The sequence below is a fragment of the Marinobacter sp. L-13 genome (assembly GCF_056857715.1).
On the sequence record NZ_JBSXNQ010000048.1, the window covers coordinates 43,067 to 55,528 of the forward strand.

The window sequence follows — 12,462 nt, forward strand, 5'->3', positions numbered from 1 at the left end:
GTCCGTCTGTCGTAAGTGGAACAAGTGGGAAACCTTAGCATAGTGGAAGGCCGAAGAAATGCCGGGAATCTCCCTGACTTGCAATCATGGGTGCAAAGACCTCTAATAGTTAGGGGTATAAAGAAATTCCCATGACCGAATCGGAGTATTGCTGTGAACAGTTATGAAGATGTACTGGTAGCTCTCAGGCGGGTTATCCGGGCGACGGACCTTCATTCGAAGCGTCTCAGCAAGCATGCCGGGCTCACGGGGCCCCAGCTGCTGATCATGAGAACGATTCGGGATCTGGGCGAGGTGACTATCGGCACCATTGCGGAAAAGGTCAGTCTCAGCCAGGCGACGGTAACCACCATCCTGGATCGCCTCGAGCATCGGAAACTGGTTTATCGGGTACGCAGCACCCAGGACAAACGTAAGGTTCACGCGCACCTGACCGAGGAAGGTGCAGATCTTCTGGCCCGGGCGCCCAATCCGTTGCAGGAGGATTTCATTCAGAAATTCCAGAGCCTGGCAGAATGGGAGCAAACGATGATCCTGGCTTCGCTTCAGCGGGTGGCCAACATGATGGATGCGGATGATATTGATGCATCACCGGTGCTAACCGTTGGGTCGGTTCTGAAGGATGACGGGTGGAAGGAGAAAGCCTGACCTCAATGAGCCAGGCTTTCTCCTGCCATTAGTGCACCGAAGACCCTTTCCTCGGCTTATTGGCGAAGCACACCTGGAAAACATCGCTGTAATGCTTGGCAAAGTTCACCGCCAGGCCTTCCTTCAGGTACTGCGGCAGCTCCTCATAATCCCCCCGATTGGCTTCCGGCAGGATCAGGTTACTGATTTTCTGCCGACGCGCCGCAATGACCTTCTCTCGAATGCCGCCTACCGGCAGCACCTGTCCGGTCAGGGTGAGCTCTCCGGTCATGGCGATGTTTTGTTGTGGCGCCTCTCCGCGTGCGATCGACAGCAGGGCGGTGGCCATCGTGACACCGGCGCTGGGGCCATCCTTCGGCGTGGCGCCTTCGGGCACGTGCAAGTGCACGAAGGACTTGTCGAAGAACGTCGGGTCGCCTTTGAAGCGCTTGAGGTTTGAGGACACATAGCTGTAGGCGATTTCTGCGGACTCTTTCATGACATCACCCAGCTGGCCCGTCAGTTTAAAGCCGCGTTGTGCGCTGTGAATCCTGGAGGCCTCGATGCTCAGGGTGGCTCCGCCCATGGCGGTCCAGGCCAGGCCAGTGACAACGCCGGTGCCTTTCAGGGATTTCTCTTTCTTGAACGAAGGCTGCCCCAGATAACTCTGCAGATCCGACACGCCCACCTTGACCGGCTGGTCCGGGTTTTCCAGCAGCTTCACGATCCCCTTGCGGAGTATCTTGTGCAGGAGTTTTTCCAGGCTCCGCACGCCGGCCTCTCGCGCATAGCCCTCAATAACCTGCTTGATCGCTGCGTCCGTGATGTTGAGCTGCTTTTTCAGCAGCCCAGCCCGCTTCAGCAGTCTGGGAAGCAGGAAGTGCTTGGCGATGGCCAGTTTCTCTTCCGCGATATAGCCGGACAGACGAATGACATCCATGCGGTCCAGCAGCGGCCGCGGAATCGTGTCCAGCTGGTTCGCGGTGCAGATGAACAGAACCTTTGAGAGGTCCATGCGGACATCCAGATAGTGGTCCAGGAAGTCGCGGTTCTGTTCAGGGTCCAGTGTCTCCAGCAGGGCAGAGGCCGGGTCGCCCTGGAAGGACGCACCGATCTTGTCGATTTCATCCAACATGATGACCGGGTTCGCCACTTTTGAATCTTTCAGTGCCTGGACAAACTTGCCTGGCATGGCGCCGATATAAGTGCGGCGATGGCCTTTGATTTCAGCTTCGTCCCGCATGCCGCCAACGCTGAAGCGATAGAACTTCCGCCCCAGTGCATCCGCCACGGAATGGCCGATCGATGTCTTGCCAACGCCCGGTGGGCCTACCAGCAAGAGGATCGAACCGCTGACCTCGCCCTTGATCGTTCCTTCCGCCAGAAATTCGATGATTCGGTCTTTCACATCGTCGAGGCCGTCGTGATCGCGGTCGAGTATCCGCCTTGCTTCGGCCAGATCGAAGTGATCTTCCGAGTGAACGCCCCAGGGAACCTGGGTCAGCCAGTCCAGATAGTTACGGGTAACGCCATATTCCGGGGAGCCCTGTTCCAGCACCTGCAGTTTTTCGAGTTCATCCCGGAAACGCTCCTGCACAGCCTCGGGCGGTTGCAGCTCTGCCATGCGCTGCTCGAAACGCTCCACGTCTGCGGTCTTGTCGTCCTTGGCCATGCCCAGCTCACGCTGGATGACCTTGAGTTGTTCCTTCAGGAAGAACTCGCGCTGGTGCTTCTGCACCTTGGCGTTAACCTCCTCGCTGATTTCCGACTGCAGCCGAGCGACTTCCTGTTCCTTGCGCATCAGGAGCAGGACCTTTTCCATGCGGCGGAGCAGGGGAACGGTGTCCAGCACATCCTGCAATTCGTTACCCGGAGCGCTGGTCATCGAGGCGCCAAAGTCGGCAAGCGGAGAACTGTCATCCGGCCCGAACCGGGACAGGTACTGTTTTACCTCCTCGCCGTACAGCGGATTGGTGCGCAGCAGCTCCTTGATCGCGCTGATAATGGCCAGGGTGTAGGCCTTGAGTTCGTCTGCCTCTTCTTCCGGTTCTGCCGGATATTCCACTTCAACCAGGTAAGGCGGTTTGCGGCGCAACCACTGGACAATCCGAAAGCGTTGAAGCCCCTGGGCGATGAATTGAACCTTGCCGCTTTCATTCTGGGCATGATGTACGCGCACGGCGCAGCCGACGGTCTCCAGCTGTTCGCTGGCAGGAACGCCTGCCTCCGCATCCTCTTCTTCCACAAAACAGATACCCATGACCTTGTGGTCGGTTTCGCCGACCCGCTTCAGGGTTTCCTGCCACGGATTCTGGTTGACCACCACAGGCTGCACCTGGGCCGGGAAAAACGGACGGTTCGAAACCGGCAGCACGTACATGCGCCGGGGCATCATCTGCTGGGGCAGGGCAAGGCTCTTGCTGTGCTCGTCCTTGCCGATATATTCGGTCACGTCCTCTTCGAATTCCTCTAGTGAATCGTTTTGCGTCTCATCATTCATGCCGCGAGTATCCATCCGGAAAGGTTGTGAATCTGCCCGGGACGGGCTGCTGCGTCGTTGCCCCGGGGCGTTGCTTATTAGCTATGTAACGGCAGATACGGTGATTTCAAGGAGTTGGGTTGGCGCTGTTGGCGCTTGAATTTCCGGGAGTTGGCCCCATGTCTCTGGCAGTTTCCGATGATTCATACGACTTTTCAGGTGCCTTGCATGAGCAACTCTCCGTATATTTTTGACGCTACCATGGAAAACTTTCAGCAGAAGGTGATGGAAGCCTCTGCCAGCACACCCGTTCTGGTCGATGTCTGGGCTGAGTGGTGCGCTCCGTGCAAGCAGTTGATGCCCTTGCTGGAAAAGCTCGCTGAGGATTACCAGGGCGCGTTCATGCTCGCCAAGGTGAACGCGGACGAGCAAGAGCAGCTTACCTCCAGCCTTGGTGTGCGCAGTCTGCCAACGGTCATTCTGGTCAAGAATGGCCAGGCGGTGGATGGATTTAACGGTGCGCTGCCGGAAAACGAAATCCGCAAGGTTCTGGACAAGCATGTTGAAGCGCCAAAGGAGGATCCGTATGACAAGGCCCATCGGATCTGGGAAGAGGGCGATGTTGAGGGAGCGCTGGCCATCCTGTCGCAGATGAACCAGGAGGATCCCGAGAACCTGAAGGTACTGATTGATCTTGCCCAGCTGAAAGCGGAGATGGGTGATCTTGAGACGGCTGAACAGGTACTGGAAAGCCTTCCGCCGGAGGAGAAGATGCAGCACCAGGCAAAGCAGTTGGCGGCCCGCCTGAAGTTTCTCCGGCAGTCTGCCGAGCTGCCACCGATCAAGGATCTCGAAATGGCGCTGGAGCAGGATCCCAAAGACCCGAACGCTCTGCATCAGTTGGCGCTCCACCACGTATTACAGGAGAACAACGCCGAGGCCATGGATCTTCTGATCCGTTTGATGCAGGTGGACAGTAAATACAAGGACGAAGTGGCCAAGACAACGCTGATCGAGCTGTTCGACAAGCTGGGTAACAATAACCCGGATGTGCGGACCTATCGGCGAAAGCTCTATACCCTGATGCACTGATTAGGTTGCTCGGGGAGATCAGAACCCGAGGTTGAATCCGGGGCCGGGTGAATGTCTTCATCCGGCCCTCGTTCAAGCAAACACAATGCTTAAGCTCCCACCCCAGCCAGACAATTGCGAACTCTGCGAACGCCCGGTTGCCAGGCTCACCCGGCACCACCTTATCCCCAAGCACCTGCATCGGAAGAAGCGCTTCCAGAAACTGTTCACCAAAGAAGATCTGATCACCCGAACCCTGTGGGTGTGCAGGCCGTGTCATAACGCCATTCATAAAGCTCGCTCGGAATACGAACTGGGTCTGTACTTCAACACCCGGGAAAAGCTGCTGCAGCTGGAGGAGTTGCGGACGTTTGTTGAGTGGCTCAGGGACAAGCCAGAGGGGTTTGTGCCCAAGTTTGTGAGGCAAAAATAACGAACCTGATCCAATGACTAATAGATGCAGTATTCATAGGCTCATTTATTGGGAGAGGTCATTATGCGTAGTCGAAAAGATGATCGTCGAATTCAGCGATTTCTGGCTTTGAGCGCCCTTATTCTTCTCACTCCATGGATCCTCATTGCCGGCTTGCTGGCGATGGAGAACGTCCAGGATGGGGTTCTGGGTAATGGTGGTCTGCAGGTAGCGTTGATTGGCATTATCGGGGCTGTGTTCGGAGCCCTGGTCTTTTGGGTTATTCCCAACTGGAAAGCGCGTCGTTCCAATCGCTGAAAAGCAAAGCGGCCCCGTCACTGGGGCCGCTTTTTATCACGCCAGGGCCGGCCTTTAGCCGTTGCCCCTCTTCATGGCTTCATACTCATCTTCAAAGAAGAACTTCTCTTCGCCAAAGGCCGGTTCCAGCTCGTGTAGCCAGGTGGCCGTCTCGCTGTACTTGGCGAAGAACGGGCGCTGAACCCAGTCCGGATTACGACCCTGCAGGAAGCGCAGGACGAACACCTTCTCGCCGTTGATTTCAGTTATACCCTGAATCTCCACCTTGCCGGGGCCGGCGCTCATGGAGGGGCCGCGGGCGGTCCGGGCCAGGCCGCTGACCTTTTTCATGGCTTCCCGATAGATGTGGAAGGCTTCGGCGAGAGGTACTTCAAAGTAGTTTTTGGCACCGGTGTCCCGCTCTACAAACATGTAGTAGGGGATGATGCCCAGCTGCACTTCCTTCTTCCACAGTTTTGCCCAGGCGTCGGCATCGTCGTTGACGTGCTTGATCAGCGGGCCCTGGGCTCGGATCTCGGCGCCGGTGGCGCGGATACGTCGGATGGCCTCTTCGGCGATCTCGGTGGTGATTTCCTGCCAGTGGTTGTAGTGGGCCATGATGGCCACGTGCTTGCCGGCGTCCACGAGACGAGCGAACAGATCGATCAGCTCATCCGCATCCTTGTCGGTCACAAAGCGGTAGGGCCAGAAGGTGAGGGCCTTGGTGCCGATGCGGATGGTCTGGATGTGGTCGAACTCGGGCTGCAGCAGTGGCTCGAGATACTGCACCAGGTTCTTGGTTTTCATGACCATTGGATCACCACCGGTCACCAACAGGTCGGTTACCTCGGTGTGCTCCTGCAGGTAGCCGTGGAGCTTCTCGGCTTCGGTGCTGGCCATTTTCAGGTCCTTGTCACCGACAAACTGTGCCCAGCGGAAACAGAAGGTGCAGTAAGAGTGGCAGGTCTGACCCTGGGCCGGGAAAAACAGCACTGTTTCGCGGTACTTGTGCTGAACGCCGTCCAGCACCTCACCGTCGAGCTCCGGCATGTTCATTTCCATCTGGCCTGCCGGGTGCGGGTTCAGTTCATCCCGGATTTCCTTGGCAACCGCCTGGATCTCTTTTTTGTCGGCACCTTCCCGGTGCATTGTTGCCATGCGCTCGTAATGCTCTTCTTTCAACATGCCTTTCTGGGGGAAGACAAGCTGATAGATCGGGTCGTTGGGAACCTTGTCCCAGTTGATCAGTTCATTGATCACATATTCGTTGACCCGGAACGGTAGCACGCTGGCTACCACCTTCATTTCAAACAGCGTCTCCTCAGGGAGATTCTGAATAACTTCAATCTTGTCGAGCTGGCGGTCTGTGTAGACCTTGAAACGCCGTTCCTCGAACTCGGTAGTGGGAATCCGGTTCGGAAAGGTGACGATGGAGTTCATAGATCGCCCTCTGTTGGTGCCAATGACGGAAAAAGTGGTCCGACCACTTTTCGGTGGTTAAAAATCAGGCAGGCGAGTATACATAAACGGGGGATTATTTTCAGGTCTAATTAAAAAGTTCCGGTAAATTAGATGGGTAGAAGAGTTGAAGGCTCAGAATATTCAACAAAAATCGCTAACGGCGGCGAATGTGTAGCGAATTGCGGCGAGGATATCGTTTAGCGTGGTAATCAATTTTCCGGTTGATAAGAATGCTACGACATTGGTCGCAGTCTGGTTGTCTGATGGTCCAAAAACGGTCATTCTTCCGTAAGTAACCGCAAAGAGCGCCCCTGAAATGGATTTGGATAGGGTGTAAATTGAATTTAGCGTTAAAAATGTAGTAAAAAGACGACAAAATGGGTTGGCTGATCCGCGCGCTTCATCGGCATACCGATCATTCGTGGGGCCAAAAGCCCGTAAATCGGGTGCGATCGGGCAGGAAAAGTGTGAAAGCTGTTCTATGCTTTGTACAGGTTCTGTGTACTGGGAGCCGGTACACCTGTCAGGCTGACATACCCACAACAAAACACTGCATTTCATCGCAGCTTATCGACACCGCAACGCGCCCGGCTGCTGATCGTGGCGGCGCTGCACTTTTTGATGCCAAGGGGAGGGTTTGATGTACCAGGACGATGATCCCATTGAAACCAGTGAATGGCTGGACGCGCTGGAATCTCTGATCGAGAACGAAGGCGTAGACCGGGCCAAATACATTCTTGAGAGGCTCTCTGAACGGGCGAGCCGTGACGGAACCGAACTGCCATATTCCATTACCACGCCATTCCGGAACAGTATTCCTGTGTCCCAGCAGGCGCCGATGCCCGGCGACCTCTTCATGGAGCGCCGTATTCGCTCCCTGATCCGCTGGAATGCCATGGCCATGGTTATGCGCGCCAACCAGCGTCCCGGAGATCTTGGCGGCCATGTCTCCTCGTTCTCGTCGGCTGCGACCCTCTACGATGTTGGCTTTAACTACTTCTTCCATGGTGGCGACGAAAAGCGCGAATCCGATCTGGTTTATTTCCAGGGGCACTCATCTCCGGGCATCTATGCACGTTCCTATCTTGAAGGCCGGTTCGATGAAAAAGATCTCGACAAGTACCGCGAAGAGGTAGATGGCACCGGCCTTTCGTCTTACCCGCACCCCTGGTTGATGCCGGATTACTGGCAGTTCCCCACGGTTTCCATGGGTCTGGGCCCGATTCAGGCCATTTATCAGGCCCACGTAATGAAGTACCTGGACAGCCGGGAGCTCATCGAGATGGGCGATCGCAAGGTCTGGTGCTTTGTCGGTGACGGCGAGTGTGACGAGCCGGAAACCCTGGGGTCTATCTCCATGGCCGGCCGGGAAAACCTCAGCAACCTGATCTTTGTGGTTAACTGCAACCTTCAGCGTCTGGACGGCCCAGTCCGTGGTAATGGCAAGATTATCCAGGAACTTGAGGGTGTCTTCCGCGGTGCCGGCTGGAACGTGTTGAAGGTCGTTTGGGGTCGCCACTGGGATCCCCTGTTCGAGAGGGACAAAGAAGGGAAGATGCAGCGCGTCATGGACGAGGTCTGTGACGGCGACCTTCAGAACTTCAAGAGTAATGGCCCGGCCTATACCCGTAAGAATTTCTTCGGCAAGTACCCCGAAACAGCCAAGCTCGTTGAGGACCTGTCGGATGAGGAGATCAACAAGCTCAACCGGGGTGGCCATGATCCTTACAAGATCTATGCAGCCTTCCATCATGCCATCAATAAGAACGGTGGGCGTCCGACCGTCATACTGGCTCATACCATCAAAGGCTATGGCTTTGGTGAGGCCGGCGAGGCGCAGAATACCGCTCACTCTCTGAAGAAGCTCGATATCGAGCAGCTTAAATCGTTCCGCGACCGCTTTGCAGTGCCGCTGAAGGATGAGGAGCTCAAGGACGTTCCCTACTACCGGCCAGCGCCGGATAGCCCGGAAATCGTCTACATGAAGAAGCGCCGGCAGGAATTGGGTGGTTTCTATCCCAAGCGCCGCAAGGATTGCCAGCCGCTGCAGATTCCTGATCTGGACATCTTCAAAGCGGTACTGGAGGGCTCCGGCGACCGGAAGATCTCCACCACCATGGCCTTCGTCCGTATCCTGACAGCTCTGACCAAGGACAAGCGCATCGGCAAGCGTGTGGTACCCATCGTGCCCGACGAAGCCCGTACCTTCGGTATGGAAGGCATGTTCCGTCAGCTCGGCATCTACACCGCCGAGGGCCAGAAGTATGTGCCGGAAGACCGTGACCAGATCATGTACTACCGGGAAGACAAGAAAGGCCAGATTCTTGAGGAAGGCATCAACGAAGACGGCTCCATGGCAGCGTGGATGGCGGCAGCGACCTCCTACAGCACCAACAACTTCCCGTTGATTCCGTTCTACATCTTCTATTCCATGTTCGGTTTCCAGCGGGTTGGCGATCTGGCGTGGGCATCCGGTGACATCCAGGCCCGTGGTTTCCTGATCGGCGGTACCGCCGGCCGGACCACCCTGAACGGCGAAGGCCTGCAGCACCAGGACGGCCACAGTCACGTGCTGGCCAACACCATTCCGAACTGTAAAGCCTACGATCCGGCTTATGGTTATGAAATGGCGGTCGTGCTCCGCAAGGGTATGAAGGAGATGTTCGAGGACAACCAGAACGTCTTCTACTACCTGACCATCGAAAACGAGAACTACGAACAGCCTGCCATGCCCAAGGATTGCGAAGACGGCATTATCAAGGGCATGTACAAGTTCGAGTCTGTTGAAACCAAGGGCAACAAGAAGACGCCTCGGGTTCAGTTGCTTGGTGCGGGCGCTATCCTCAACGAGGTGCGCGCTGCCGCCCAGATGCTGAAAGACGACTGGGGTGTTGCCTCCGATGTGTGGAGTGTTACCAGCTTCAACGAGCTCGCCCGTGAGGGCCTGCACGTAGAGCGCTGGAACCGCCTGCACCCAGATGACAAGCCGAAGAAGGCGTATGTTACCCAGTGTCTGGAGAAGCAGACCGGGCCAGTGGTTTCTTCCACCGATTACATCAAGCTGCACTCCGAGCAGCTCCGGGCGTTCATCCCGAAAACCTTCCTGACCCTGGGCACCGACGGCTTTGGCCGCAGCGACACCCGGGAAAAGCTGCGCAGCTTCTTTGAAGTCGACCGTTACTACGTAACAGTCACGGCGCTGTCAGCTCTGGCCAAGGACGGTGAGGTGAAGAACGATGTGGTTCTCGAAGCCATGCGCAAGTACGGAATCGATCGCAACAAAACGAACCCGGTGCTGAGCTAAGGAGACCGCCATGAGTGAACAGGAAATCAAGGTTCCGGATCTCGGCGGTGCGGATGAGGTCGAGGTTATCGAAATCACCGTCAGCGCAGGGGATTCGGTTGAAGCAGAAGATCCGATTCTGACCGTAGAGTCAGACAAGGCCTCCGTGGAGCTGCCGTCGCCCGGAGCCGGCAAGATTACCAAGATCACCGTTAAGGTGGGCGACAAGGTCAAGGAAGGCGACGTCGTAGGGATGATGGAAGCCAGTGCCGATGGTGGTGGCTCTGACGATTCCAAGAAAGAGCCGGAAGGAAAAGCTGAGGAAAAGAGCGAAGCCAAGGAGCAGGAGAAATCCGAAGAGAGCAAGCCGGCGCCGAAGAAGGCTTCCGGTGGCTCACGCAAGGAGACCGTGAAGGTTCCTGCGCTGGATGGCTTCGACAATGTTCCGGTAATCGAAATCAATGTCGCCGAAGGCGATACCATCGAGGCTGACGATCCGCTGGTTACCGTGGAATCGGACAAGGCCACCATGGAGATTCCCTCGCCGTACTCGGGCAAAGTGGGCAAGATCCTGGTGTCCGAGGGTGACAAGCTCTCCGAGGGCCATGAGCTGCTGGAGATGACCGTTCAGGAAGAGGGCGGCGAATCGGAAGACGACTCCGAGCCGGCGTCTGAAGAACCGGCGAAGGAAGCGAAGTCGGAGCCCGAGTCCGAAGAGAAGCCAAAGCAGCAAGTAGAGTCTGCCCCTGAACCTCAGGGTGCAACCTATGAGCCGCCCACGCCTGGCGCGAAGGTCCATGCTGGCCCTGCTGTTCGCAAGCTGGCCCGTGAGCTGGGTGCCGATCTGGCCCGCATCAAGGGCTCTGGCCCGAAGAGCCGGATTATCAAGGACGATGTCCACGCCTATGTGAAGAGCCAGCTGAAGCAGGCTCAGCAGGGTAGCGGTGTTGCCACCGGCTCCGGTATCCCCGGGGTCAAGCTGCCAGACTTCAGCCAGTTTGGTGAAGTGAAGCGTGAGGCCATGTCGCGGATGATGTTCGCTACGGCCAACAACATGCAGCGCAGCTGGCTGAACGTGCCTCACGTCACCCAGTTCGAGGATGCGGACATCACCGACATGGAGGATTTCCGCAAGGCCCAGAAGGCAGCCGGCGAGAAGAAGGGCGTGAAAATGACGCCGTTGCCGTTCCTGCTGAAGGCCTGTGCCACGGCGCTGGCAGAACTGCCCCAGTTCAACGTGTCCCTGGACATGGAGCGCAAGGAGGTGGTTCGCAAGAAGTACATTCACATCGGGATTGCGGTGGATACGCCCAACGGGCTGATGGTGCCGGTTATCAAGGATGTGGACAAGAAGGGCTTGTGGGAGCTTGCTGCCGAGAGCGCCGAGCTTGCCCAGAAAGCCCGGGACAAGCAGTTGAAGCCGGCAGAGATGCAGGGTGCCTGTTTTACCATCACCAGTCTGGGTGGTATTGGCGGCACGGCATTTACGCCGATCGTGAATACGCCGGAGGTGGCGATACTTGGGGTTTCCAAGGCGGCGATGAAGCCGGTTTGGGATGGCAAGGAGTTCCAGCCCCGGTTAATGCTGCCGTTGTCGCTGTCTTACGATCACCGTGCAGTAAACGGGGCGGATGCCGCCCGGTTTACCACGGTGCTCAGTCAGCTTCTTGGGGATATTCGTTCCCTTCTGCTGTGATAGGAAGCTAGTTGTCACCCAGCCTGAGGGTTGGGTGGCGCGACAAAGGCCGGTGCGGCTTTTCAGAACACGCTACAAGCACATCCCTGTGCGCTTGTTTCGGGCCATCCCTGGCCCTCTACAGTTCTGAAAAGCCGCACCGGCCTTTGTCGTTCTGGCTCTTTCCTGATCGCTTTTTCGCACAAACAAAAACCCCGGCCGGAGCCGGGGTTTCTGCTGAGTTAACTAACTTCTAACGGAAGGATTAGAAGCTGTATTGTGCTACGTACATGAGACGATTTGCGTCGCCGTCGGCTCCGCCTTGGCTTTCAGTTTCCAGATTCTCGAACTGTACGCCCATGCTAACCTTATCAACCGGGCTCCACATATAGTTGATATACATGGACGTGTTCTGCTCAGTCGTGGTTGCTGCGTCTGCTCCGGCAAAGTTGCTACCCGCGCGATATACATACGCATTGGCGCCATCTGCATAGTTGATCGCACCCTGGATTGAGATCATATCGGTAATGGCAATTTTACCAGCCAGGAAACCGGCAAAACCGATGGCTGAATCATCGGCCGAACCTGTGTCGTAAGCTGTTTGCTTGGCCATGACGGCTGCTGCGTAAGAAAATCCACCCTGTGAATCTTCAAACTTTGCAGTCAGTGCAGGAGAGCTGGCGACGGTGCCTCTATCTTGGCCCGGTGTTGGCTCTAGCTGTTGCGTTCCGTCGGGTTGAAGTGTAAGAACCGGAGCTACGCCTACTACTCCGCCGTAGTCGATAGCATTCTCCAGTGAAACGGAGAACGGGCCGCTCATGTAGGTGATTTGCTCGGTACGGTCTTGTGCACCAGCAGTACCCGGAACGCCATCGAAGTCCACGTTAGCAGTGTTGCCGACCCAGGAGTTACAGTTGGACCAGTACCGACCAATTCTGACATTGTTGTATTCGCCATAAGCGTGGCGCAGGCGCGGATCAAGGCTGGCGCTATTGCTGAAGTCGAATTCGACAACAACTTTGACCCCTTCCGGATTAACCACAGAAAGACCGACACGGCTGGTATTTGCGTCCATGCCAAAATGGCCGTCGGCTGTGTCAGCGTCGCCTTTTGTGATTTTGGCAAAGTTACCGGCGCGACCGCCGTTAGAAATTTCT

Annotated in this window: 9 protein-coding genes; 6 read left to right on the forward strand and 3 right to left on the reverse strand. The window is 56.4% G+C overall.

The genetic code is table 11. The features are described from left to right. Positions 1-153 precede the first annotated feature (153 nt). A complete protein-coding gene (locus AC13DD_RS07250; RefSeq protein ID WP_008171562.1) occupies positions 154-648 on the forward strand; it encodes a MarR family winged helix-turn-helix transcriptional regulator in 495 nt (164 codons plus the stop codon). Positions 649-676: 28 nt separating this feature from the next. On the opposite strand, the gene lon is transcribed toward AC13DD_RS07250, so the two are convergent. Further along, a complete protein-coding gene (lon, locus tag AC13DD_RS07255) occupies positions 677-3,127 on the reverse strand; it encodes an endopeptidase La (protein ID WP_273045361.1) in 2,451 nt (816 codons plus the stop codon). 207 nt (positions 3,128-3,334) lie between these two features. Here lon and trxA point away from each other — a divergent pair, with 207 nt between their 5' ends. The 3 genes from trxA to AC13DD_RS07270 all read left to right on the forward strand — a co-directional run bounded on the left by trxA (position 3,335) and on the right by AC13DD_RS07270 (position 4,907). Continuing rightward, the gene (gene trxA, locus AC13DD_RS07260) at positions 3,335-4,198 is read left to right on the forward strand and encodes a thioredoxin (RefSeq protein ID WP_014578279.1); all 864 of its coding nucleotides are present in this window, start codon (positions 3,335-3,337) and stop codon (positions 4,196-4,198) included. Between the two features lie 85 nt (positions 4,199-4,283). Then, complete coding sequence (locus tag AC13DD_RS07265) at positions 4,284-4,610, forward strand: hypothetical protein (protein ID WP_014578278.1); 327 nt, start codon at positions 4,284-4,286, stop codon at positions 4,608-4,610. 63 nt (positions 4,611-4,673) lie between these two features. Then, positions 4,674-4,907 carry a hypothetical protein gene (locus AC13DD_RS07270; protein ID WP_014578277.1) on the forward strand — a complete coding sequence of 78 codons (234 nt, stop codon included), beginning with the start codon at positions 4,674-4,676 and terminating at the stop codon, positions 4,905-4,907. 54 nt (positions 4,908-4,961) lie between these two features. On the opposite strand, the gene AC13DD_RS07275 is transcribed toward AC13DD_RS07270, so the two are convergent. After that, on the reverse strand, positions 4,962-6,326 hold the full coding sequence (locus tag AC13DD_RS07275; RefSeq protein ID WP_053113029.1) for a KamA family radical SAM protein: 1,365 nt from the start codon (positions 6,324-6,326) through the stop codon (positions 4,962-4,964). Positions 6,327-6,987: 661 nt separating this feature from the next. Between AC13DD_RS07275 and aceE the strand changes: the two genes are divergently transcribed. Next, positions 6,988-9,651 carry a pyruvate dehydrogenase (acetyl-transferring), homodimeric type gene (gene aceE, locus AC13DD_RS07280; protein ID WP_053113028.1) on the forward strand — a complete coding sequence of 888 codons (2,664 nt, stop codon included), beginning with the start codon at positions 6,988-6,990 and terminating at the stop codon, positions 9,649-9,651. 10 nt (positions 9,652-9,661) lie between these two features. Further along, complete coding sequence (aceF, locus tag AC13DD_RS07285; protein WP_104270743.1) at positions 9,662-11,326, forward strand: dihydrolipoyllysine-residue acetyltransferase; 1,665 nt, start codon at positions 9,662-9,664, stop codon at positions 11,324-11,326. Positions 11,327-11,570: 244 nt separating this feature from the next. Here aceF and AC13DD_RS07290 read toward each other — a convergent pair whose 3' ends face one another. Beyond that, positions 11,571-12,380 carry a porin gene (locus AC13DD_RS07290; protein WP_104270742.1) on the reverse strand — a complete coding sequence of 270 codons (810 nt, stop codon included), beginning with the start codon at positions 12,378-12,380 and terminating at the stop codon, positions 11,571-11,573. Positions 12,381-12,462: the final 82 nt, after the last annotated feature.